The 22,366-nt window shown below is 64.1% G+C and carries 22 protein-coding genes; 5 read left to right on the top strand and 17 right to left on the bottom strand.

The genetic code is table 11. The features are described from left to right. The first annotated feature begins 9 nt into the window (after window positions 1–9). From P3C39_RS24365 to P3C39_RS24355, 3 genes are all read left to right on the top strand, one after another. Window positions 10–903, top strand: a complete 894-nt coding sequence (locus tag P3C39_RS24365) for a hypothetical protein (protein WP_275954456.1) — start codon at window positions 10–12, stop codon at window positions 901–903. A gap of 76 nt (window positions 904–979) precedes the next feature. Next, window positions 980–2,512, top strand: a complete 1,533-nt coding sequence (locus P3C39_RS24360) for a HAMP domain-containing sensor histidine kinase (RefSeq protein ID WP_275954455.1) — start codon at window positions 980–982, stop codon at window positions 2,510–2,512. Beyond that, on the top strand, window positions 2,509–3,204 hold the full coding sequence (locus tag P3C39_RS24355; protein WP_275954454.1) for a response regulator transcription factor: 696 nt from the start codon (window positions 2,509–2,511) through the stop codon (window positions 3,202–3,204). The genes P3C39_RS24360 and P3C39_RS24355 overlap by 4 nt, the downstream gene beginning before the upstream one ends. Window positions 3,205–3,389: 185 nt before the next feature. Here the strand turns inward: P3C39_RS24355 and P3C39_RS24350 are convergent, their stop codons facing one another. The 3 genes from P3C39_RS24350 to flhA are packed head-to-tail and all read right to left on the bottom strand — an operon-like array spanning window position 3,390 to window position 6,612. After that, window positions 3,390–3,773: a hypothetical protein gene (locus P3C39_RS24350; protein ID WP_063168930.1), complete on the bottom strand. Its 384-nt coding sequence runs from the start codon at window positions 3,771–3,773 to the stop codon at window positions 3,390–3,392. Between the two features lie 2 nt (window positions 3,774–3,775). Next, window positions 3,776–4,528 carry a flagellar biosynthetic protein FliR gene (gene fliR, locus P3C39_RS24345; protein WP_013529768.1) on the bottom strand — a complete coding sequence of 251 codons (753 nt, stop codon included), beginning with the start codon at window positions 4,526–4,528 and terminating at the stop codon, window positions 3,776–3,778. Then, window positions 4,525–6,612 carry a flagellar biosynthesis protein FlhA gene (gene flhA, locus P3C39_RS24340; RefSeq protein WP_224621546.1) on the bottom strand — a complete coding sequence of 696 codons (2,088 nt, stop codon included), beginning with the start codon at window positions 6,610–6,612 and terminating at the stop codon, window positions 4,525–4,527. The genes fliR and flhA overlap by 4 nt, the downstream gene beginning before the upstream one ends. Before the next feature lie 147 nt (window positions 6,613–6,759). Between flhA and P3C39_RS24335 the strand changes: the two genes are divergently transcribed. Both P3C39_RS24335 and P3C39_RS24330 read left to right on the top strand, forming a co-directional pair. Continuing rightward, on the top strand, window positions 6,760–7,059 hold the full coding sequence (locus tag P3C39_RS24335) for a putative quinol monooxygenase (protein WP_224621547.1): 300 nt from the start codon (window positions 6,760–6,762) through the stop codon (window positions 7,057–7,059). A gap of 130 nt (window positions 7,060–7,189) precedes the next feature. After that, window positions 7,190–8,971: a chloride channel protein gene (locus P3C39_RS24330; protein WP_027161424.1), complete on the top strand. Its 1,782-nt coding sequence runs from the start codon at window positions 7,190–7,192 to the stop codon at window positions 8,969–8,971. 14 nt (window positions 8,972–8,985) lie between these two features. On the opposite strand, the gene P3C39_RS24325 is transcribed toward P3C39_RS24330, so the two are convergent. From P3C39_RS24325 to P3C39_RS24260, 14 genes are all read right to left on the bottom strand, one after another. Beyond that, window positions 8,986–10,629, bottom strand: coding sequence for an MFS transporter (locus P3C39_RS24325; RefSeq protein WP_275954453.1), 1,644 nt, complete (start codon window positions 10,627–10,629; stop codon window positions 8,986–8,988). A gap of 229 nt (window positions 10,630–10,858) precedes the next feature. After that, a complete protein-coding gene (fliQ, locus tag P3C39_RS24320; RefSeq protein WP_013529773.1) occupies window positions 10,859–11,125 on the bottom strand; it encodes a flagellar biosynthesis protein FliQ in 267 nt (88 codons plus the stop codon). Between the two features lie 24 nt (window positions 11,126–11,149). Then, a complete protein-coding gene (gene flgD, locus P3C39_RS24315; RefSeq protein ID WP_013529774.1) occupies window positions 11,150–11,557 on the bottom strand; it encodes a flagellar hook assembly protein FlgD in 408 nt (135 codons plus the stop codon). Further along, complete coding sequence (gene flbT, locus P3C39_RS24310; protein ID WP_013529775.1) at window positions 11,557–12,000, bottom strand: flagellar biosynthesis repressor FlbT; 444 nt, start codon at window positions 11,998–12,000, stop codon at window positions 11,557–11,559. The genes flgD and flbT overlap by 1 nt, the downstream gene beginning before the upstream one ends. Next, complete coding sequence (flaF, locus tag P3C39_RS24305) at window positions 11,997–12,344, bottom strand: flagellar biosynthesis regulator FlaF (protein WP_013529776.1); 348 nt, start codon at window positions 12,342–12,344, stop codon at window positions 11,997–11,999. Before flaF ends, flbT begins: the two co-directional genes overlap by 4 nt. A gap of 31 nt (window positions 12,345–12,375) precedes the next feature. Next, window positions 12,376–13,419: a flagellar hook-associated family protein gene (locus P3C39_RS24300; RefSeq protein WP_013529777.1), complete on the bottom strand. Its 1,044-nt coding sequence runs from the start codon at window positions 13,417–13,419 to the stop codon at window positions 12,376–12,378. Between the two features lie 4 nt (window positions 13,420–13,423). Continuing rightward, window positions 13,424–14,878, bottom strand: a complete 1,455-nt coding sequence (flgK, locus tag P3C39_RS24295) for a flagellar hook-associated protein FlgK (protein WP_063173019.1) — start codon at window positions 14,876–14,878, stop codon at window positions 13,424–13,426. A gap of 27 nt (window positions 14,879–14,905) precedes the next feature. Continuing rightward, window positions 14,906–16,165: a flagellar hook protein FlgE gene (locus P3C39_RS24290; RefSeq protein ID WP_013529779.1), complete on the bottom strand. Its 1,260-nt coding sequence runs from the start codon at window positions 16,163–16,165 to the stop codon at window positions 14,906–14,908. 79 nt (window positions 16,166–16,244) lie between these two features. After that, window positions 16,245–16,913: a response regulator transcription factor gene (locus P3C39_RS24285; protein WP_013529780.1), complete on the bottom strand. Its 669-nt coding sequence runs from the start codon at window positions 16,911–16,913 to the stop codon at window positions 16,245–16,247. A 223-nt stretch (window positions 16,914–17,136) separates the two neighbouring features. Further along, complete coding sequence (locus tag P3C39_RS24280) at window positions 17,137–17,724, bottom strand: transglycosylase SLT domain-containing protein (RefSeq protein ID WP_275954452.1); 588 nt, start codon at window positions 17,722–17,724, stop codon at window positions 17,137–17,139. Continuing rightward, window positions 17,654–19,030 (bottom strand): flagellar hook-length control protein FliK, encoded by a 1,377-nt coding sequence (locus P3C39_RS24275; RefSeq protein WP_275954451.1) that lies wholly within the window; start codon window positions 19,028–19,030, stop codon window positions 17,654–17,656. Before P3C39_RS24275 ends, P3C39_RS24280 begins: the two co-directional genes overlap by 71 nt. Continuing rightward, on the bottom strand, window positions 19,027–20,409 hold the full coding sequence (locus tag P3C39_RS24270) for a chemotaxis protein MotC (protein ID WP_275954450.1): 1,383 nt from the start codon (window positions 20,407–20,409) through the stop codon (window positions 19,027–19,029). The genes P3C39_RS24275 and P3C39_RS24270 overlap by 4 nt, the downstream gene beginning before the upstream one ends. Next, on the bottom strand, window positions 20,406–21,743 hold the full coding sequence (locus P3C39_RS24265; RefSeq protein WP_013529784.1) for a MotB family protein: 1,338 nt from the start codon (window positions 21,741–21,743) through the stop codon (window positions 20,406–20,408). Before P3C39_RS24265 ends, P3C39_RS24270 begins: the two co-directional genes overlap by 4 nt. Further along, window positions 21,740–22,366, bottom strand: coding sequence for a hypothetical protein (locus P3C39_RS24260; RefSeq protein WP_013529785.1), 627 nt, complete (start codon window positions 22,364–22,366; stop codon window positions 21,740–21,742). Before P3C39_RS24260 ends, P3C39_RS24265 begins: the two co-directional genes overlap by 4 nt.

Genomic DNA, 22,366 nt, shown 5'->3' with positions numbered 1-22,366 from the left:
GACATCGCCATGGTTGGTCAAGTCGCCGCCGGCGTTCAAAACAATGCCCGCACCACCACCACCGCCGAAATTGGCGCCAGGATTGCCACCGTTTCCGCCAGCAACGGTGGCCGAGCTTTCAACAGTGATGGCGCCGTTGTTCAGAAGCACCATGCCGGCGCCCCCGCCCCCGCCGCCGCCGCCGCCGCCGCCGCCGCCGGCAAACGGGCCATTGCCATTGCCATCGCCGCCATCGCCGCCATGAACATCAGCCGTCACGGAAATTGCCGGGTTCACCTCTTCATTACGCACGCCATCGCCACCAGCGCCGCCGCCGCCATAGCCTCCGTCCAAAAAGCCGCCGCCATAGCCTCCATTGCCACCATTGAGGGGCGCGGAAATATCGCCAGCAATGATATTGCTGTAACCACCACCGCCGCCGCCACCACCACCGCCACCGGAGCCGCCGTTGTCACCATTTCCACCGTCTGGAATGGCCTGCGTGCCGGCCGCCCCACCGGTCCCTGCATCCGGACCGTTGCCCGCGACGCCGGCGTCACCTGCATCGCCACCATCGCCACCGTTGCTGTCTACGTCACCATCACCGCCCCTGCCTCCGGTCGCACCATAAAGAGCCTGTGCATGCGCCGGCGCCGTCAGGATGACTGGCAGCAGCAACGACCCCGCGAGCGCCGTGGAGCACAAAAGTACAAGCGGGCGTGTGAGCGAGCGACGATCGCGAATTGTCATGGAATTCCCCCCGTGTGCCGCAAGCAACGATTCCGCGGCCGGCCCGATCGCCGGACGTCCCGCGAAAATCATCGCTTGCCGCTGCGTCGGGTCGCGTGCGTCCGCCACGCACATCGCCCGACTGCTTCCTCACAATCCGCCCGGCGAAACCACCAAGACGATCGCGGCCGATGATAAAACGTCCTCTCCCGACAATTCCACCGATCAATTCTATTGAATTCTGACCAATTCTTGCACGGGCGGATCGCGCTTGCCTCCCCGCACAACTCCTGCGAGATTCAACATTTGGCGCATCGGGGGGTGCGGCAGGGGAACCCCGTGCGAATACTCGACCATGCTTGATCTGAAGACCGTTCTGGTTGTTACGTTTGCAACCGCAAGCCTGCAGGCCGTCACCTGGTTGTTTGTGTGGCTGGCGTGGCGCCGCCTCTATGAGTTGAAGTTTCTTGCGGCCGGCTTCGTCGCTATCGCGGCGGGGGTGCTGCTGATTCTCCTGCGTGGGGAGCAGCCGGCGGCCTGGGCTATCGTGCTCCACAACACGATCATCAAGTTGGGCCTGGTGTTGCTGGCCGAGGGTCTGGCGCGCTTTCTGGGACAGCCACGCTATACCTGGATCAGCATTTCACTGCTGATTTTCCAAATTGTCGCATGGAGTGCCGCCCTCGCGATGGATCCGGGCGACATTGCTATACGCATTCACGCATCGACCTTCTTTACGGTCGTGATGATGTCGGTGATGTGTCTTGGGCTGATGCGGGACCGGACGCAACCAACCCTCCTGCGCTGGATCACGATCGGTGTGCTTGCCGAGTATATCGCGGCTAGCGTTCTCCAGAGCATCATCGAATACCGGCTGCCGGTCGATTTTCAAGGCGCCTCGGTTCTGGCCGACCGCAACGCTTGGTATCTGCTGCAGGGCGCGCTGTTCCTGATCGCCTTTTTCGGCTGCCTGCTGTTCATGGTCAGTTCGCGGCTGTCCTCTGCGCTGCTGGAGAAAAATATCGCCCTGTCGCGGGAGGTACGGGAACGACGACGGTTGGAAAGCCGGTTGAACGCGAGCCTGGCGGCCGAACGTGTGCTTCGCGACGAGCAGGCGGACTTCATGCGCGTCGTCAGCCACGAGTTTCGCACCCCGCTCGCCATCATCCGCAACGCGGCCGACATGATCGGCCTTGTCGGCCACAAGTCGCCCGAAGCGACACGAGAACGGATTGCCGGCATTGGCGAGGCGCTCGATCGCCTGTTTTCCCTGATCGACCGCTTCATGGCCAATGATCGCGACAGCGGGTTTCAGCCGGAGATGATACGCGTCGGTTTGCTTATTGCCGATGTGCGGCTGCATTTCGGGATGACCGGGCGCGGCGAGCGCCTGATCTTTACGGCGGATGACGACGCCGTTTCGCTTGTCGCCGATCCCGAGATGCTGGCGACCGTCCTGATCAACCTCATCGACAATGCGCTCAAATATTCGTCGGAGGACCAGCCAGTGGATATCGATGTGCGCAGCGAAGGTCGAAGTGCGGTCATTCGGGTGCGTGACCGTGGCATCGGCATTCCACAGGCTGAGCTTCACAAGATCGGCAGGCGCTTTTTCCGGGCCTCCAATACGATGGCGGTAACCGGAACCGGTCTCGGCCTCTATTCTTCGCGCAAATTGCTGGCCTATCACGGCGGCAAGCTGCAGTTGCTCGCCAACGACGACCAGGGCATTACGTCCATCGTCAGCCTGCCTCTGGCAGGCGAGGCAACGGATCGACTTTCGCCCGAGGAACTGACCGCATGACGCATATTCTGATCGTCGAGGACGAGCCCCGGCTGCGCAAGGATCTGGCGGATTTCCTGGAACTGACGGGCTTCACGGCCGAAGGCGTCGCCACGGCAGGGGAATTGCGCCAGACGCTGGCCAACGGCAGTTCGCCCGCTGTCATCATCCTCGATGTCGGGCTGCCCGATGGGAACGGGTTCGATCTGGCAACCGAAATCCGCAAATCACATGCCTGCGGCATCATCATGCTGACGGCGCTCGGTGACAGCGACGACCGTATCCGTGGCTTTGAGAGCGGCGCCGACATCTACCTGGTCAAGCACAGCACGCTGCGCGAGATCGACGCCGCAATTCGCAGCCTGCTGCGACGGACGGGAGCCCCGCCCGACTCTGGCAACGGCAGCAGCGATCGGTGGGTGCTGGACGGCACGAACTGGATGCTGATCGCGCCCAATCACCGTTCGCTTAAACTGACGGCGGCCGAGTTCGCCTTCATGAACGTGCTCTGCAACCGTAGCGGCGAAATCTGCCAGCGCGAGGATCTGGTGGAGCTTGTCGCCCGTCCCAGGTCGAACTTCGACAACAGGCATCTCGACGCAGTCGTCAGCCGGCTACGCCGCAAACTGGAGGAGCACATCAGCTTGCCCGCGCCGATCAAGGTCGTCTATGGCGTTGGCTACATCTTCACCGCGGCCGCCGCCGTGCAATGAACGTCTGCTCAACGGCTGCTTCCAGACCGAAGCATCGACTGTTCATGGCGCGGCAGGACCTCGATGTGCAGCCTGCAATGTCCGCTCTCAGGAAGCCACCATGCCCGCCCCTAAGACCGAGATTGCCGCCATTCGCAACCTGGCCAATGACGCTCACCGTTGGCCCATAGCGGAACACCCTCAGCTTACTCCTCGCCCTGCTTCTGCGCGATGATGTCGAGCCGCTCGCGGTCGGAGCGTTCGCGCTCGTCGCGGTTGCGCACGTCCTTGTAGGCACGCTCAACCATGTTGGTGCGGGCGGTCGCGGCGGCGATGAGGCCGGCTTCTTGCTTCGCGCTTGCCAGGTTCGCCTCCTGGCGCACGACCGCTTGGGCGATGCGGCGGTGGTAGAGATCGGGGAACAGGGCGGAAAGCGAATCGGCCTGGTCGAAATGGCCGACCAGTTCCCTGGCTTCAGCCTCGGCGGCACTGGCCGCGGCAAGGAAGGTGGCGTGGCGGGTTTCGTGCAGCGCCTTCAGCTGTTCCTGCACCTTGACCAGTTTCTTGAGGCGGTCCTTGCGCGTGCTCATGGTCATCTCGCCAGCGTCAGGTCGACGAAGCCGTCGACGAACAGCGACAGCATGGTGCCGACGGCGAAATAGAAGATGATCATGCCGCCGGCGATGATGAAGGGCTGGGAGATGAAATAGATCGGGATCTGCGGGGTCAGCTTGTTGACGAAGCCGATCGTCAGATTGACGAGAATGGCATAGGCGACGAACGGGCTGCCGAGGCGGATGACCAGGAAGAAGGTGTCCGACACCGTGTCGGTGACATCGACGAGGGCTGCCTGCGGGTTGAAGAAGATGTTGACCGGCGCGACCGTGTAGGAGGAAACCAGCGCGCGTATTATCTCGTGGTCGAAATCGAACACGAACAGCATCAACAGCGCCGAGAACGAGATGATGGCGGCAAGGGCTGCCTGGGGTTCGGGCTCCTCGATCGCCGGTCCGCCGGTGCCGCCATAACCGACCAGCATGGCGATGGCCGAGCCCATGAAGCGCAGGGCTTCCATGTAGAGCCTGGTCATGGCGCCGATCAGGCCGCCGACCAGAAGTTCCGAGATGATCATCGGCACCAGGATCTGCGGGCGCGGGTCGACGAAAGGAAAGATCTTGTCCCACAGGAAGGCGAGCAGGCCGCCGGTGGCGGCGACCGCCACGAACAACCTGACCTGGACCGGGACGCGGGCGCTGGACAGGCCCGGCATCAGCATGAAACAGGCGCCGATGCGGCAGAAGGCGAGGAACGCCGCGATGACGACGCCTTGCGACAGCACGCTCACGATATGGTTCCGAGCACCCTGATCTCGACGCCCTTGGCGATTTCGACGTGGCTGAGCACCGGCAGCGTGGTGAACAGCCGCTCGATGATCATGCGCACATAGGGGCGGGCGTCGGGCGCGGTGACGAGGACGAAACGCTCGCCGGCTTCCAGATATTTCTTGATCGCCTTGGTCGCGTCCTGGCCGAACTCCTCGAGCTGGCGCGGGTCGATGTCGAACTCGCGCACCTCACCCTTGGCGTCGCGCTTGAGGCTCTGGTGGAAGGCGAGATCCCAGCGGTTGCCGAGGCGAAGCACCTTCAGCACGCCGCCCTCGGACAGGTCGCCGCAAATCTGCTGGGCCATGCGGATGCGGACATGTTCGACGATCTGCTCGGTGCGGCGCACATGCGGCGCGATCTCGGCGATCGCCTCGATGATCAGGTGCAGATTGCGGATCGAGACGCGCTCGGCGAGCAGCAGCTTCAGCACCGCCTGCAGGCCGGGATAGGAGATGTGCGTGGTGCAGATCTCGTCGGCGAGCTTGCGGTATTCCTGGTCCTGGCGTTCGAGCAGCGCCTTCATGTCCTTGTAGGACAGAAGCTGCGGCAGGTTGTTGCGGATGACCTCGGAGAGATGGGTGAGCAGCACCGACATGTTGTCGGCGAAGGTGTAGTTCTCGCGCTTCAGATCCTCGGCGAAGGCTTCGACCACCGAATAGGCGCGCATGCCGAAGGCCGGCTCGCGGATTTCCTCGCCCGGTATCTCGGGTATGTCGCGATTGCCGAGCAGCACCATGATCTCGCCGACGCGCATCTGGTATTCGGCCACCACGGTGCCGTGCACCTTGATCTGGTAGCTCTTCGGCGGGATGGCGAAATCGTCGGCGACACGCACTTCCGGCACGACGAAGCCGTACTGGGTGGCGAATTTCTTGCGCATCTTGCCCATGCGGAAAACCAGTTCCTGATGCGACGTCAGCAGCCTTGTCGACAGCTGCTTGCCGATCAAAAGCTCGATCTCGGCGGTGGCGAGCGAGGCCTTGACCGAGTTCTTCTCCTCCTCGACCTTGGTCGCCTTTTCCTGGTCCTTGATCGCCTCGGCTTCGGCGAGGACACGGTTGGCGCGCATCGGGATGACGTAGCCGAGGCCGGCCATGCCGGCGGCCAGCGCAAAGAACGGGAACAGCGGCAGGCCGGGCATCAGGCCGAGCAGCACCAGCAGCGATGCCGCGACATAGAGGGCGCGCGGGTGGGCGCCGAGCTGGCCGAACACCGCCTGGTTGGTCGAGCCGCGGGTGCCGCCCTTGGAGACGAGCAGGCCGGCGGCGAGCGACACGATCAGCGCCGGGATCTGGGTGACGAGGCCGTCGCCGACCGACAGCTTGATGAACACGTCGGCGGCTTCGCCCATGCCCATGCCGTGCCTGATGTAGCCGATGGCGATGCCGCCGACGATGTTGATGGCGGTGATGATGAGGCCGGCGATGGCGTCGCCGCGGACGAACTTCGAGGCACCGTCCATCGAGCCGAAGAAAGAAGATTCTTCTTCCAGTTCACGGCGGCGCAGCTGCGCGGTCTTGTCGTCGATCATGCCGGCCGAGAGGTCGGCGTCGATCGACATCTGCTTGCCGGGGATGGCGTCGAGGGTGAAGCGGGCGCCGACCTCGGCGATACGCGTGGCGCCCTTGGTGATGACGATGAAGTTCACCACGATCAGGATCATGAAAACGATGAGGCCGATGACGAAGTCGCTGGCCATCACCAGCTTGGAGAAGCCGGCGATGACATAGCCGGCCGCATGCGTGCCCTCATTGCCATGCGCCAGGATCATGCGCGTGGTGGCGATGTTGAGCGACAGCCGCAGCATGGTGGCGATGAGCAGCACGGTTGGAAAAGACGAAAAATCGAGCGGCCGCTGGATCCACAGCGCCACCATCAGGATCAGCACCGAAAGCGCGATCGAAAAGGCGAGGCCGACATCGATGAGAAAGGCCGGGATCGGCAGGAACAGCACGGCAAGTATGATGACGATGCCGATGGCGAAGAAGACGTCGCGGCCGTTCTTGGCGGCCGCGCCGGGCTGAATGCTTTCGCTGATCGCCATATCGTCCCCAAACCCCATAGACTGCCGAGCGCGCGACAGCCCTGTGAGGGTAGTCCGCCAAGCTTGCGCGAGGGTGGGAGACTGGCTAGTTCGAACGATCATGCGCAGGTCGCCGTGTCGGCCGGCCTCGTAAAGAAGGCAAACCTCATGCTTCTGATCATCGGTACCATCCGCTTGCCGCCAGACAAATTTGAGGAAGCCAAGCCCGCGATGGAGCGCATGGTTTCCGGCAGCCGCGCCGAGCCCGGCTGTCTCGAATATTCCTATGCGCAGGATGTTTTCGATGCCGGGCTCATCCGGGTCACGGAAGTCTGGAGCGACAGGGCAGCGCTCGACGCGCATTTCCGCTCGCCGCACATTGCGGACTGGCGTGCGAGCTGGCCGGCGCTTGGCATAGGCGAGCGCAACCTCGTGCTCTATGAAGCCGGCGAGCCCATGCCGACCTGAACGGTCCATCGGCCGATCGATATCGCGCTGTCGCCAACATGGTGTCTGTCGGCATTGTGGTTGCCATGCCGTGCCGCCGGGCGTATCAGGCTGGCTTTCCACTGCCTTTCGATATCGGCGAGCCGCCCCGGTGCTTTCCAGAAACCACAGCGAAGTCTATGCCCGCCGGCTGCGCGCGGTGCTGATCAGGTCGTTGCCCCTGCTCGAGGCACGCGGCATCGTGGTGGTCATCCTCGCCGGTGTCGTAGGCGTAATGGCTGGCATATTGGTCACGGCGATGAGCCAGATCGTGCAGGACCTGCACGGGCTGCTGTTCGGCGTTCAGCCAGGCGGCCGGCTTTCCGGCATGTTTTCGCTCGCCAATCCGATGCAGGCGCTGATACCGGCGATCGGCGGCATACTGCTGGGGCTGACGGTGGTCTGGCTCCGGATACGGAAATTCCGCACACCGATCGACCCGATCGAAGCCAATGCGCTCTATGGCGGGCGCATGTCGCTGACCGACACCTTCATCATCGCCGGCCAGACGATGATCTCCAGCGGTTTTGGCGCCTCGGTCGGGCTGGAAGCCGGCTATACGCAGGTTGGCTCCGGGCTGGCATCGCGGCTGGCGGGCATCTTCAGGCTGCGCCGCAACGATGTCCGCATCCTGGTCGGCTGTGGTGCGGCCGGCGCCATCGCCGCTGCCTTCGATGCACCGCTGACCGGCGCCTTCTACGGCTTCGAATTGGTCATCGGCATCTACTCGGTCGCCAATGTCGCGCCTGTCATGACCGCCGCGATCTCAGCCTCGCTGACCGCTGAAATGTTCGGCGGGGTGCCTTTCCCGCTCGAGCTTTCGGGTCTGCCGGCGCTCACCGCCAGCCAGTATGTGCCGTTCCTGCTGCTCGGGCTGCTCGGCGGTGCCGCCTCGATCGCCATCATGCATCTGGTGACGCTGATCGAGCGCGGTTTCGCCAGGCTGTCGATCGATGCGTCGCTGCGCCCCGTCATTGGCGGCGTCATCGTTGGCTTGTTGGGGCTGATCACGCCGCAAGTGCTGTCCAGCGGCCATGGCGCGCTGCATCGCGAATTCTCGATGAATTACGGGCTGGCCGTGGTGGCCAGCGTCTTCGTGCTCAAGCTGGCGGCGTCGGCGGTCTCGCTGGGGTCGGGTTTTCGCGGCGGACTGTTCTTTGCCTCGCTGTTCCTCGGCGCGCTGCTCGGCAAGGCGTTCGCGGATGTGATGCTTGTTATTTCTCCGGCAACCGGCATCGACCCTGCCGTCGCCGCCGTCGTCGGCATGACGTCGCTCGCCGTCGGTGTCGTCGGCGGTCCGCTGACGATGACCTTCCTGGCGCTGGAATCGACCCGCGACCTGACGCTGACCGGCGTCGTGCTGGCCGCCTCGATCATGTCGGCCATCCTGGTGCGCGAAACCTTCGGCTACTCGTTCTCGACATGGCGCTTCCATCTGCGCGGCGAGACCATCCGCAGCGCCCACGATGTCGGCTGGATGCGCAGCCTCACAGTCGGCTCGATGATGCGCAAGGACATCAAGACCATCTATGCCTCGACGACGCTGGCAGCCTTCCGCAAGGAGGTGCCGCTCGGCTCTGCCCAGCGCGTCATCGCCGTCGATGCGGGCGACCACTATGTCGGCGTGCTGATCGTGGCCGAACTGCACAGCGATCCGTCCGATGGCGAGGTGCCGGTGCGCGATCTCGCCAAATTCAAGGACGCGGTGCTGGTGCCGAGCATGAACGTGCAGGCCGCCGCGGAAACATTCCAGCGGGCGGGCGCCGAAGAACTCGCCGTGGTCGAGGATTTCACCGACCATATCGTGCTGGGCCTGTTGACCGAAGGCCATCTGATGCGACGCTATGCCGAGGAACTCGACAAGGCCCGCCGGGACCTGTCGGGCGAGGGCTAAGGGACAACCCGGAGTCAGTGCTCAATAGGTCCCTTGGCCATCACGAGGGCCGTGCCGGCGGTCGTCGGGCGCTCGATCACGCGGCGCACGCGGGGCGGCTCGTTGCCGCTGTGCAGTGCCCGCAGGCGCTCGCCGATGACGGCGTCGGCATGGGTGATGCGTCCATTGTGCCTGATATATTCGATCCAGGTCGGCGTGTGATAGTGCTCGATCCATATGGTGGGATTCTCGAGATCACGCGCCAGCGTCCAGTTGCGGGCGCCGTCACGGCGGCGGATGCGGCCGCGTTCGGCCATGATGGCGAGGAACTCCGGTTCGTCCTCATGCCGGATCACATATTCGATCATGATGGCGATGGGACCACTGCGCGGCTTCAGGTCAAGCGCCAAATGCGGTTCCTTGAAGCGATTGAGCGGGTCGAGGTTGAGCACCTGCTGTTGCGGCAGCGGGAGCAAAAGACCGATGGCGCCGCCGGCCAGCATGGCGATGCTGGCGGCGATCAGCGCGGTTTCGGCGCCATGCGCGTCGGCGACGACGCCCCAGATCCAGCTGCCGAGCGCGATGCCGCCGAAGGTCGCGGTCTGGTAGACCGACAGCACCCGGCCGACCACCCAGCGCGGCGTCGCCATCTGCACCGTGACGTTGAAATGCGAAAGCGCGATCACCCAGCAGGCACCGCCGACAAGCAGGCCGAGCGATGTCTGCCAGGCATGCTGGCTGACGGCGGCATTGAAGGCGCAGACGGCGAAGCCGGCGAACGCACAGCGCACCATCGTCTCGCTGGAGAGCAACTGCCGCAGCCTGACGCTGATCAAGGCGCCGCCGACCGCGCCGATGCCGAAGGCGCCGAGCATGATGCCATAGGTAAGCGCATCGCCCTTGACGACGTCGCGCGCCACCAGAGGCAGCAACGCAAGCACAGCGCCTGCACTGAAGCCGAACGCAGCACCCCTGACCAGCACCTTGCCGATATTGGGCGACATGGCGACATAGCGCAGGCCGGCGCCCATGGCGGCCCCCAGCGACTCGCGCGGCAAGGTCGATACCGGCACGTTCGGCTTCCAGCGCGCCAGCACGACGATCAGGCCGATATAGCTCACCGCGTTCGCCGCGAAGGCGGCTGCCGCACCGGCGGCGGCGACGATGATGCCGCCGATCGCCGGACCGACGCTGCGCGTCAGGTTAAAGCCCATCGAATTGAGGGCGACGGCCGCCGGCACCTTGTTGCGGGGAACCATATCGCCGACGGAGGCTTGCCATGACGGGCTGTTGAGCGCGGTGCCGCTGTCGATCAGGAAGGTGAAGGCAAGCAGCGTCCATGGCGTGATCAGGCCCGAATAGGTGAACAGGGTCAGAAGCACCGACACCACCAGCATGAAGGTCTGGGCGACCAGCATCACCTTGCGCCGGTCGAAACTGTCGGCGATGGCGCCGGCGACCAACGCAAACAGCATGATCGGCAAGGTGGTCGAAGCCTGGACAAGGGCCACCTGATAGGGCGAGGTGGCGATCGTGGTCATCATCCAGGCGGCGCCGACACCCTGGATCAGGCCACCGAAATTCGAGACGAGACTTGCGCCCCACACGGCGCGGAAAATGCCGTGCCGGAAGGGCGCCAGCGCCGAGACGCTCTCGCTGTCCGGCTTTTCGTCAATCATTTGGGATTCCTGCCATGTCGTGCCTGCCCGTCAGACAATCCGTTTGCGCAGACCGTTTGCCGAAAGTAGGGCATGGCGCCGCAAAGGGCAAAAAAGCTCATGGTCCAACAATGGGATAGAGGCGGTCCAGGCCTTGTCTGCCGTGCGTGCGGAGGCGCCAAGGGGATCGGCGGCGTCTGTCTTCGGACAATTACGAACGGCATGCCGCGGCACGCCTTCCCAAAACAGGTTAGAACCCGTTCTGGATGCGCTCGAAGATGACGTTGGTGAAGGCCGATATCTGGCTGCCGATGAAGGGGCCGGTCAGCGCCACCACCAGCATGATGGCGACGATCTTCGGCACGAAGGTCAAGGTGATTTCCTGCACCTGGGTCAGCGCCTGGATGAGGGCGATGCCGATGCCGACCACCATGGCGACCAGCACCACCGGAGCGGACGCGACGAGCACCGTCCATACCGCGTACTGGACGATGTCGAGAGCGTCGGCCTCATTCATGGGACTGGCTCTCTGTCGAAAGCGTCAGCTTGCCGCCTTGACCGAAACTCCCGGACCGACCGCGACTTCGGTGCCGTTCTGCAGCACGGCGATGAGACCGTTGCTGGCGAGGCGCACCGAAGCCACGGTGCCCGTCGTCAGGCCGTCGGCGGAGGTTATCGAGCGCCCGATCAGTGCGTCGGCCTGTGACAGCGCCGAGGACTGCATGATCTGATTGAGCTTGGTGTTGGTCTGCACCGATTGCTCGACCTGCGAGAAGGTGGCGAGCTGGGCGACATACTGCGTCGAATCCATCGGCTTGGTCGGATCCTGGTTCTTCATCTCGGCGATCAGAAGCTTCAGGAAGGACTGGTAGTCGACTGCTGTCTTCGAGGTGGACGCGGTGGCCTGATTGGCCCCGGTCGGAATCGTCGTCGTCATGTCCACGTTCATCAGTATCGTGCTCCCACAGCCAACGGGCGCTCGGCACCCGAAACATCGTCATTGCCACCCAGCGCGCGGCGTTCGAGCGGATAAAGTGCGCGGATCGCCTTCAGCGCTTCGTAGATATGGTCCTCGCCGACCATGCGGTCGATCTGTTTCAGCGCGCTGCAGATCTGGCCGTCCTCGAAGCTTGCCAGAAGCAGCGGCAGCGAACGACGGAACATCTCGCGTGCGGCGGCGGCGCCGGCCGGGTTCATCAGCATGACCTGCAGGATGAAATAAAGCTGCTTGAGCGGTGTCGAGGCATCTTCGGCCTGAATCACGTGGTTTTCGAGCAGGAACTGGACGTCGTTCATCAATTCGACGGTGACCTTGCGGTCGACCCGGATGACGGCGCCGTTGATGTAGATCTTTTCGTTCGGCTTCAGCGATATCTTCAGCGTGTTGGTCATTGAATGCCGTCCCTGATGATCTGGGACACCTCGATCAGCCCTTCGAAATTGTTGGTGCGGCCCTGACGGATGTCCTCCGCCTCGCGCAGCAGCCACAGGCCGATGGAAATGAGGTTGGCGCGCAGTTCCTTTGGCAGGGCGTTGTCGCTGGAGCCAAGATCCTCGACGAAGGCGGTCCAGACGCGGTTGGTGAAGTGAAGCGCCTCTATCGCCTCCATCGAACCGTGGCCGGCCACTGCTGCCGCCGCCAGCATGTCGATCGAGCGGGTCAGAAGCTCGCGCTCGCGGTCCTTCGCGTCGGCAACGGAGTTGCTCTGGATGTCGGCGTAAGAGAATTGGTACATCGTTGGGGCTCTACCGTTCCGTTAAGCGTTGTCAGGTCAGGTAATTCAACAGGCTGAGCTGCTGCAGGCGTGCGGTCAACGCGAAAGACGTTTCGATGTGCTGTGTCAGGTCCGCGACCCGTGTCGCGGCTTCGGCCGGATCGACGGCTTCCAGGTCGAGAATGTGCCGTTCGAAAAGGTCGACCTGCGTTTTCATCCGATCGTTGGCATCGGAAACCCGCTTCTGGACGATGCCGGTCTCGGATTGAAGCTGGCCAATGCCGCTCAGCGCTTCGCCAACCAATGTGGTGGAGCGGCTGACAACCGTATTCTTCGCCGCCTGGCTGATGTTGCTGGACATCAGGCTGCTGACCATGGCTGCCGCCATTGCGAGCTTCTGGATGCCGGCGCTGTTGGCGCTGGTCGACGTCGGTGTGGTTTCGTTGAGTGCGATGCGGCTGACGATCTGCTGGTCGGTGGCGTTCGACCAGTTGCCCTGCCAACCAGCGCCCGTGAACTGCGGGGCGACATCATTGGTGATGAAATCGTCCATCTGGGCAGCCGTGATGTCGGCCGCGAGCGGATCATCCTGGGTGAAGCCGAAATTGGCGACGAAAGCGGCGTCGAATGCCGCCTTGGCGGGGGAGCCGGCAGCTGTGAAGTCGTTGATTGGCTTGACGTCGGTGTTGGTGCCGGCGAACAGGTATTCGCCATTGACGCTGGTGTTGAGGATCGAGGTCAGCTGCTGGATGGTCGCCTTGCCGGAGGATTGGGTGAGGCTGTTGGACGAGTCGCTTGAGGAGGCGGTGGTCAGGGCGGACAGGAACGTCTGAGCGGCGGTCGAGAGTTGACCAAGCGAGGTCTGCGTCGAGGAGAGCCGGGCTCCGACCAGGCCGTTGGAATCGATGATGACGTTGAGCCGGTCAAGATCGCGCTGGAAAGTGACGGCCTGGGTGGTGCGCCCGCCGAGAGCCAGGCCGACGTCGGCGACCCTGCCCGTCGAGGATTCTTTCGTGGCTTTGACGAGTTCGGCCTGCATGCGCATCTGCTGGGAGCGCATGGCATTGGAGATTGCGGCCGAGGAGACTGAAGTCATGGAATTATCCCACCGCGTTGAGCAAGGCCGTCATCATGTCGTCGACGGTTTTCATCATCCGGGCCGATGCCTGGTAGGTGTGTTCGAGGTCGAGCAGCAGCGACATTTCCTGGTCGACATTGACCCCGGTCGCGTTGGACAGCGCCTCGGCGCTGCGCGACGCCAGTGCTTCCTTGGCGTCGGAGGCGGTCGAAGCCTGCTGGCGCACGCCCTCGAACCAGCCGATCGAACTGGCGGCGTAGTCGGACACGCTGGACGTTGCCGAAACCCCGGCGGCGGGGTCGAAAGTCATCGGCTGGTCGAGCCGGTCGCCATAGGCAACCAGAAGGGTGGAATAGGATGCGCCACCGCCCGTGTTGGCGACGTAGGCCGCACCGTTGGCACCGCCGTCGCGCAGCAGCATCGGGTTGCCGCCGGTGCCCGGGTCCATCGCTGCATTGACGCTGATGGACGCGGCAAGGCCGTTGACCAGCGTGCCGGCGGCCGGCACGGCCGGCGCACCAGACCAGGTGAACAGGCCGGCGGCGTTGGCCATCGAGGGTGCGGTCTCGGCAAAGGCTGTGATCAGGCCACGCGCGGTCTCGTCGAGCTGGCTCTGCATGGTCGAGGCGACGCCGTCGCGCAATTGCAGCAGGCCGGCAAGCGTGCCGCTGGCGCTGGTGTTGCCACCGGCTCCCGCCGAGATCGGCACATTGTCGATGTAGACGGCATTGCCGGCGGCACCCGCGGTATAGCCTGCCGACGCCGCGAAGGTGACCGTGCGCGGTATCGTCTCGAACAAGGTCGTGCCGTCGCCGGTGGTGATGACCATGTCATTGTCGCCTCGCGTGAAGGTCGACACCGGGACGTAGTTCGAAATCTTCTTCAAAAGCGCATCGCGCTGGTCGAGCGCATCGGAAACGTCGGTGCCGGAACGGGTTCCGGACATGACGGCCGTGTTGGCATCCTGGAATTGGCCGAGCAGCGAGTTCAGGTCGTCGACGGCGGTGGCAATCTGACCGTCGGTCTGGGTGCGGAAATCCTGGACTGCCTTGGAGCCCTCATTGAGCGAGCGCACGACCTGTTTGGCGGCGTCGATGACGGAGGCGCCGAGGTTCTGATTCGACGGCGAGGTGGCGTAGAGCTGCAGCGCCTGCTGCAGGTTGGCGATCGCAGTCGAGGGCGAGGACGCATTGTCGACGCCATTGACCGCAACACCCAACTGATCCATGCCGTTGTAGAGAGCGTTCTGGCCGCTCCAGGCCGATAGCGCGGCGAGATTCTGGCGAAACAGAAGCTCGTTGGCTGCGCGCTGGATATCGACCGAGCGCGCACCCGGCGCCGTGCTGGTGACGACGGCCTGGCGCCGCGAATAGTCCGGGTTGGAGGCGTCGGCGACATTGCGCGAGACAACGCTGGTCTGTCGCGCGGTGTTCATAAGCGCCGACTGGGCGATACTCAATGCGGTAGACAGTGACATGCGGGTCTTTCGCGGGCGACGCCCGTCTTATCTCTTCAGGTTGACAAGGACGTCCATCAGATCGGAACCGGTCTGGAAGACTTTCGAATTGGCGGTGTAGCTGCGCTGTGCCGCGATCATGTTGGTCAGTTCTTCGGCGATATCGACGTTGGAATTCTCGAGCGCGCCGGAGATGATGGAGCCGAGCTTGCCTTCATTGGCAAAGCCGACACGAACCGCGCCGGACTCGGTGCCCTGCGAATAGACGTTGCCAGGCAGCGCCTTGAGCTGGTCCGGGCTCTGTACGTCGGCCAGCGGGATCTTGTAGAGCGGCTTGGTCGAGCCGTCCTTGTACTGGGCGTAGATGGTGCCGTCCTTGCTGATCTGGACCTTGTCGATGGTGCTCGGTGCGTTGCCGTTGACCTGGGCGTCGGAAACCGTGAAGCCGGTGCCAAGCTGGGTCAGCGCCGACAGATCGAGATTGAGGGTGGCGCCGTTCGGCACAGTAAATGAAACGTTGGTGGGCGTGCCGGTGAGCTTGCCGGTGGTGGTGTCGAAGGTCAGGTTGGCCGAGCCCAGCAAGCCGCCGGCGGTGTAGGGGAACGATGTTCCAGCGGTGGCCTTCGACTGATCGAAGACCGCCACCTGCCAGGTGCCGGCGCCGGTGTTGGTGAAATAGACGTCGAGCAGCTTCTTGTTGCCGAGATTGTCGTAGGCGACCATGGAGGATTTCGACGTGTATTGCGCGGTCGCAGCGTTGGCGGCGGGCAGATTGGCGGTCGCGACCGGGGTCGCACCCGCCGGCAGGTTGCCGGCAAAGCTGCCCTCGGTGCTCGGCGTTGCGGTCATGCCCTGGTCGGAGATGACAACCGGGACCAATCCCTCGAAGCCGTTGACCGTCGCTGCCGGTACGCCGTTCTCGTAACTGTAGGCCATCAGCTGGAAGCCGGCCGAGTTGACAAGCCTGCCCTGACCGTCGGGAACGAAAGCGCCGGCTCGGGTCAGATAGGGGGTACCGCTCGGATCCTGAACGACAAAGAAGCCATCGCCGCTGACGGCAAGGTCGGAAACCGAGGTCGTGTACTGAAGCACGCCCGGATCGCTGACCGCCTGACGGATCGTCGTGGTGACGCCGCCGGAATTGTAGGCGCCGCCGGTCGACGGCATGACCAGCGTCGAAAATTCGGCGGAGGACCGCTTGTAACCCGTGGTATCTGAATTGGCGATGTTGTCGGCGACAGTCGACAGGCGGTTTGCCTGCGCGTTCATGCCGGAAACGCCGGTCCGCATCATTCCATAGAGGCTCATCGAAACGTCTCCGCTGTGTCCATGCTGCTGGCTGCGAGGCTACGCATGTTTTCTTGCGCGAGGCTGGCGCGGCGCTGCATCAGAAGACGAGCCGGTAGCCGAGGAAACGCTTGGAATCGATCGGGTCGGTGCCCAGCTTCTCGCGCAGCTTCTTGCGCAGTTTGCTGATGTGGCTCTCCACCACGTTCTCCTCGACCTCTTCGTCGAAGATGCCGTAGATGGCGTTGAAGACCTGGGTCTTGGTGACCCGGCGCCCGCGATTGCTCGCCAGATATTCGAGGATGCGGCGCTCGCGGCGCGGCAGGGGGAGGGGCTGACCGTCGATCTCGGGGTCGCGGCCGTCCATGAAGATGCGCATGGCGCCGATCTCGGTGTAGGCGACGTCTTCCTGGGCGCGGCGGCGGATCGCGGTGATGCGGGCCAGGATCTCACGGATATGGACGGGCTTGCGAATGACGTCATCGACGCCGCTCTCGAACAACCGCAGCGTGTTCTCCAGCGAATGCTGTTCGCTCAGCGCAATCACCGGGGCGCCGGTGCGGTCGCGGATCTGGCGCGGAGAGATGGAACCTTCGCGGCAATCGCCGATGAGGAAGGCCCTGACCGAGCGCAGATCGGTGTCGGCGGCCGAATTCACCCACTCACCGAATTCGCCGGATGCAAAGCCTGCACAGGCGATGCCCTCACGATCGAAAAGTGAATTGTATCCCTCTGTTACGAGCTCGCGCTCGTCAACGATCACAATCATCGGCCCCGCCTTCCGAATCAAATCATTTGCCCCGTGAAGAGAGGCCTATCCGCTGGCGAGAATCCTGAACAACCGTCATTTCTTATAGCTAGTTTCTTGGGAGTCTGGAATCGTATCGGTTGCATTAGCGTGCAGCCAGATACGCATTCGGCGCCAAGTCTTGGCCAGGCCAGAACAACAATTCGGGGTTGTGTGGCAGGTCTATTAGTAATGGGAAATGCGCTTATGGGTTGCAGAATCCGCGGGCGTTCGCGGTCCATTTTCCAAAGCCGGTGGCGACCATGTTGGCAATGACACGGCAGACATAGATCTTCTGCGCCGGGTCATTGTCGGGGCCGGCATGATAGCGGGCCACGGCCATCGACCAGGTCTCGTGACGGGCATGAAGGCTGGCCAGGAAGCGCGCCGCATAGTCGACGTTCTGACGTGGGTCGAGCATGTCCTCGACGCTGCGAAAATGCGATGCGTGGTAGTGGTGGTTGATCTGCATGCAGCCCAGATCGATCAGGGTCTTGCCCTCGCGCCGGGCATTGGCGAAGGCGGCAAGGGCCTCGGTCCGGCTCCTGGGAAAGACTGCTTTTCCCTCTATATTCAAAGCGTTGGGTTGAAGGCTGCCCTTGTTGCCGGTCTCCGTCAGGCCAACGGCATAAAGGATGCCGGGGGGAACGCCATAGCGGTCGGCGGCGCGCAGGATTTCCGGCTCGCAAGGGTTGGTCGTGGCTGCGGCAGCTGTTACCGCGCTAGATAAAGATATCGCCGCCAGCGCGCTCGCGAGAAGGCGAAGTGCCGCGGCCGTAGTCCTGCGCGTCATCGTTGCGGTTCCCTGAGGATTGCTGACCCGGTTGCTGGCCGCCGGCTCCACCATTGCCGCCGCCCGAATTCCCCGGTTGAAAGGGTGCTGGATCGCGGCCTGTTGCCGCCGCCAACGGAGCGGTTGCATCCGTCCGGGTTGCAGCGGGAACTGCTACCGAAGGTTGCAGTATCGTGACCTTGTCAACCTCGAAGCCGAGCCGTCGCAGCGACTTGACGATGGCCTCGCTGTCGGCGGACAGCCGACGATAGGCATCGTGTGTTTCAGGCTTCAGCTCAATCGAAAGTTGTTCCCCGGAGAGGCGAAGATTGGCCGTCACCATGCCGAGTTCGGCAGGGTGAAGTTCGATCTTCAACACATGTGTCGGAACGGCAACAGAGCTGGCCAGATGGGTGGTCGTGGGTGAGGCTGAAAGCGCCTTTTGCGGCCCGGCGTCGGCGGCTATGGCGTTGATCACATTGAGGGCCGCCTGGCTGATGGGACCCTGCGGCGGCGCGGGGAAGCTCCGTTCCGACACCACGTCGATGCGCGCGGCGGACAGGGACTGTTTTCCCGCTTCGGGACGCATCGAGGACCGCACATCCTCGATGCTCCTCATCGCATTCGTGGTGGGCTTCGACGGCACGCCGGGCACATCGGCAGCCGGCGCGTCCGACAGCTTCTGGGCCGCCGCTGTGACGTCGCGTTTTGGCGCGCTGGAGGCAGCGCTCGGCGACTGACCGTCAAGCGCCGTCAAAGGTCCGTCGACGGTCGACGCCTGCTCCGCCTTCGACACGGTTTCGAGTGCTTCGCGTCCGCCCGACGATTTTGAGCGGTAGGTCTTTGGCAGTGCAGCCTGTCCGCCGAGCGCCGGGTCCGACGGAATCTCGCCGGTGGCCGCATTGCCCCCCGCTGCCTTGGCCGCTGTCGAGAAATGCCGCAGGTCATGAAACGCGATCAGCAGCGGCAGGTCGTCCTGAAGCGGCGCGGTATCCGACGCCGTCTGTTCGGCGTCGGCCTTGTGCGCCTTTGCTTCCAAATCGTCCTTGCCGGTTTTCACGCTTGCGCCTTTGGCCGAGGTGGTCCTTCCGGGCTCGGCCGATGCCGGTTCGACCTTGGCGCCATGCCCGGCGAGGCCGGCAGCGAGCTTGCTCCAGCGCCGGTCGCGCGATCCCGCCTCTGTCGACGCCTGCCGTTCCGGGCGGGCATCGTCGCGCAGCATTTTGCCGAAGCCGGCGTCATCGTTTCTGCCGTTCGCGGCCGGCTGCTCCGACGTCGCGCGCGTGGAGGCAAATCCTGGCAAGGCCGAGCCGAGGCTGGTGGTCATTTGGGGGCGGCTCCAAGCATCTGGTCGATCAGGTCGAGCTGTCGACGTGTTCTGGTCATGGCGGCGTCGGTCGGATCGGCGGGCTCTGGACCGGCGGCGGGCGAAGGTGCCGACGCCGGCACGACGGTCGCAGGCTCGGCGGAGGTGGCTGCAACTGCCGCCGTGTCCGGCGCATTGGCGGCCGATCCGCCGGAGGCCGCGGTGGCGGCGGGTTGCTCCGAGATGGCGCCTTCGACCGGTGGCAAGCCACTGTCATCGGCGTTTTGCGGCGTGGCGATCTCGGGAGCCGGAGGTTGCTCGGCCGCGACAGGGGCAGGCTTTTCCGCCGGAAGGGCGGTGGGCGGCGCGACGACCTCGCCGGCAATGGCCTGAGCGGCGTCGAGCAAGGCGCGGTCGCCCTCCGACAGCCGGCTGCGATCGATCTTGCCGAGCTTGGCACGAATGTCCTCGATTGTGCCAGAGGTGACGGTGGAAAGGCTGGCATAGAGCAGGGCGCGTGGATCGTCCTGATTGGTGTTGCCGTCACGGCCCTGCTCGGCCCGCGCCGAAGCGAAGGCCGAAAGGTCGTTCAGGCCGTCTATCGCGGCACGGCGGGCGATGCGCAGATAGATCACCTTCTCGCGCTCGGGATCCATCATCGAGGTGATGTCGCCCAGCTTGTCCTGGCTGATCGACATGTGCAGCGCGATGACGCCGGAGACAAAGGAGTCCGCGAACTGGCTGGCATAGGGCGAATAGAGGTAGCGCTCGACATACTGGGTGGAAGCAAGGGCGAAACGTGCCGCGTCGCCTTGCGCGACTGCAAGGCCGACCGAACGGCGAAGTGCCGCCTCCTCGACCAGCGTGCCGGGGCTGAGCAATCTTGCCTCGTCGAGCAGACCGAGTGCGGTCGCCGGTTGATCGCCGGCAAGCAGCGAGCCTTTGACCAAAGCGAGGAAGGCGCCGAGATCCGGAGGCAGCGCCATGGGATCGATCGGCCTCAAGGCTTCGATAGCCTTGCCGGGCCGGCCGTTGAGGTACTCAATCACGCCTTTGGCGATGGCAAGGCTTTGCGGGTCCGCCGTAGCGCGCGACGTGGCTGCTTCGACGGTCACCGGGTTGCCGCCGCTCATGCCGTAGACAAGCAGGGCCCGAAAATTCTTGGGATCCTTGTAGTCCTCGGCATTCGCCGCGCGCAGGCGCGCATCCGTCATCTCGAGCAGCTTGGCCTGCATCGGCAGGGCGGCATGATCGCCGGCGGCTATGCGGTCCTGGATGAGTTGCAGCGAGCGCACCAGCTGATACGGCTGCAGGGCCCCCTGGGCGAAACCAGTGGACGGGTGTCCGCCGGCCAGCAGCAACAGGCCAATCAACCGGCGGGTGACGGCCGCTCGCTTCATCCGCCGGTCGCCATCAGGATCTCGATGCGGCGGTTCGCGGCCGCCAATGGATCGGCTGCTATTTTCGGCTGGCGGTCCGCGAAACCGGCGACCTCGGTGATGCGGCGTTCGTCGACGCCGCCGCGCACGAGCATGTAGTACGCGGAATGCGCGCGCGCCGTCGACAGCCGCCAATTGTCGTAGCTGTCGCTGCGGAACGGCCGGGCATCGGTGTGGCCGTTGATGCTGATGGTGCCCTTCTGGCTGTTGACGATGCGGCCGATCTTCTCCATCGCCAGCACCAGTTCGCGTCTCGGCAACGCCGAGCCGACCTCGAACATGCCGAAGTCGAGCTGATCGGTGATCGAGATGACGACGCCCTTGTCGGTGGCTTCGACCGAGACGCCGTCGTGCAGCTTGTCGCCAGGCTTGAAAGCATCGGCCAACTGCCGCTTGACGTCGGCCGCTGCCTTCACGGCAGCAGCGGTTGGCGCCTTCTCCCCGATGTCGGGCTGGACGGCCTTTTGCGCCTCAGGCTCAGCCTTCGCTACCGCGGCCTTGGTGCCGTCCGGTTTCGTCTCGCCGGCCAATGCCGTGGCAGGGTTCGCGGCCTGTTTACTGGTCGCGTCCTTTGCCAGTGGCTCGAGCGGTGCCGCGACAGGCGGCACGGCTTTGACTTTGAGCACCTGCGTTTCGGCGGTCTTGTCGCCGGGCTTGGCCGGATCGCCCTCGATCTTGGTGCGCTGGGCGCTGGCCTCGGCGCCGGGCGCGGCGACCTGCTGCGACCAGAAATCCGGCTCGAAAGGATCGCGGTAGGAGGCGCCACCGGAGGCGCCGGTAGCCGGGCCGGCAGCCTGCACGCCGCCATCGCCTTTCTGGCTGACATTCTGCATGACGCCGGTATCTGTGGCGATTTCCGAAAGCACCGCGTAGGGGTCGGCGAAGAGATGGTCGTCGGAGTGTTCCGCCTGCTGTGGCTCCTGCTTGTCCTGCTTGCGCTCCGACGCGCCCGCGCCGGCATTGCCGTTCTGTCCGGCTTTGCTGGTCGCCTCTTGCGGATCGTCGGCCGTCAGTCCCATGGCGCGCGGGCCGTCGCCGAGATCCTCCAGGCCCTTGCGGCTCGAATTGCGGTCGACCAGCTTGACCGGGTTGAAGTAGCTGGCCACGGCTGCCTTGGTCTGCTCGTTGGCGGCGTTGATCAGCCACATGACCAGGAAGAAGCACATCATGGCCGTCATGAAGTCGGCGAAGGCGATCTTCCAGACGCCGCCATGGTGGGCCTCGTCATGGTCGTCATGACTGCGCCGCACGATGATGATCTCGTGGCGGCCCTGATCGGCGTTGGCGACGCTCATGCCAGGACCTCCGAGAGGGTCGTCGACCATTCGGCCATGCGCGTTTCGAACACCGCCTCGTCGATAGCCACGGTCAGGTCGAAGCCTGGCGCCTCGACAAAATCGAGATTGGCGGCGCGGGGTCCGAGCGATGCCTTCAGTGTTTCGAACATCGAGAGCGGGCCGCGCACGACGATGCGCACAGCCTCGGCGTCGCCAACCGCTTCGCGGACGGCGTCTGCCAACGCATCGATCGAACGTTTCTGCAGATCGTCGCTGACGATGCCGCCGATGATGCGGGCGACCGTGCCGGCGACAAGTCCGGTCACGCGCGCCTCCATCGCATCGATGTGCAACGAGACCGCCTTGCCGACATCGTCGCCAAGGCTTTCGAGAAATATCCTTGCTTCCTCAGCACTGGCCTGGCGTTCGGCTTCGAGCGCGGCGTCATGCGCAGCCGCCAGGCGGCCCTCAAGCGCTGCCTCCGCCTGGGCAACCGCCTCGGCGATCAGCGTGCCGATATCGGCTTGCGGCGCCGGCGTCTCGGGCTTGTGTTCGGGATCGACTGCTGCCCGGGGCTGGCCGGCACGCTGCGCGCGCGTGCCGAAATCAGGCAGAAGGTCGAAGAGGGCTACGGAAGGCAT

It is taken from the genome of Mesorhizobium sp. XAP4, from assembly GCF_029269325.1.
Taxonomy (GTDB): Bacteria; Pseudomonadota; Alphaproteobacteria; order Rhizobiales; family Rhizobiaceae; genus Mesorhizobium; species Mesorhizobium ciceri.
This window is presented reverse-complemented; position numbering and strand designations above follow the sequence as displayed.

Bases quoted from the DNA above. Each gene is read 5' to 3' on its own strand.
- P3C39_RS24355 (WP_275954454.1), top strand. From the start codon at position 2,509: ATGACGCATATTCTGATCGTCGAGGACGAGCCCCGGCTGCGCAAGGAT.
- flgD (WP_013529774.1), bottom strand. From the start codon at position 11,557: ATGAACGTGGACATGACGACGACGATTCCGACCGGGGCCAATCAGGCC.
- flbT (WP_013529775.1), bottom strand. From the start codon at position 12,000: ATGACCAACACGCTGAAGATATCGCTGAAGCCGAACGAAAAGATCTAC.
- P3C39_RS24285 (WP_013529780.1), bottom strand. From the start codon at position 16,913: ATGATTGTGATCGTTGACGAGCGCGAGCTCGTAACAGAGGGATACAAT.
- P3C39_RS24300 (WP_013529777.1), bottom strand. From the start codon at position 13,419: ATGACTTCAGTCTCCTCGGCCGCAATCTCCAATGCCATGCGCTCCCAG.
- flaF (WP_013529776.1), bottom strand. From the start codon at position 12,344: ATGTACCAATTCTCTTACGCCGACATCCAGAGCAACTCCGTTGCCGAC.
- P3C39_RS24335 (WP_224621547.1), top strand. From the start codon at position 6,760: ATGCTTCTGATCATCGGTACCATCCGCTTGCCGCCAGACAAATTTGAG.
- P3C39_RS24290 (WP_013529779.1), bottom strand. From the start codon at position 16,165: ATGAGCCTCTATGGAATGATGCGGACCGGCGTTTCCGGCATGAACGCG.
- flhA (WP_224621546.1), bottom strand. From the start codon at position 6,612: ATGGCGATCAGCGAAAGCATTCAGCCCGGCGCGGCCGCCAAGAACGGC.
- P3C39_RS24265 (WP_013529784.1), bottom strand. From the start codon at position 21,743: ATGAGCGTCGCCAACGCCGATCAGGGCCGCCACGAGATCATCATCGTG.
- P3C39_RS24365 (WP_275954456.1), top strand. From the start codon at position 10: ATGGTTGGTCAAGTCGCCGCCGGCGTTCAAAACAATGCCCGCACCACC.
- P3C39_RS24270 (WP_275954450.1), bottom strand. From the start codon at position 20,409: ATGAAGCGAGCGGCCGTCACCCGCCGGTTGATTGGCCTGTTGCTGCTG.
- P3C39_RS24325 (WP_275954453.1), bottom strand. From the start codon at position 10,629: ATGATTGACGAAAAGCCGGACAGCGAGAGCGTCTCGGCGCTGGCGCCC.
- P3C39_RS24260 (WP_013529785.1), bottom strand. From the start codon at position 22,366: ATGCCTTCCGTAGCCCTCTTCGACCTTCTGCCTGATTTCGGCACGCGC.
- P3C39_RS24275 (WP_275954451.1), bottom strand. From the start codon at position 19,030: ATGACCACCAGCCTCGGCTCGGCCTTGCCAGGATTTGCCTCCACGCGC.
- P3C39_RS24280 (WP_275954452.1), bottom strand. From the start codon at position 17,724: ATGACGCGCAGGACTACGGCCGCGGCACTTCGCCTTCTCGCGAGCGCG.
- P3C39_RS24350 (WP_063168930.1), bottom strand. From the start codon at position 3,773: ATGAGCACGCGCAAGGACCGCCTCAAGAAACTGGTCAAGGTGCAGGAA.
- fliQ (WP_013529773.1), bottom strand. From the start codon at position 11,125: ATGAATGAGGCCGACGCTCTCGACATCGTCCAGTACGCGGTATGGACG.
- flgK (WP_063173019.1), bottom strand. From the start codon at position 14,878: ATGTCACTGTCTACCGCATTGAGTATCGCCCAGTCGGCGCTTATGAAC.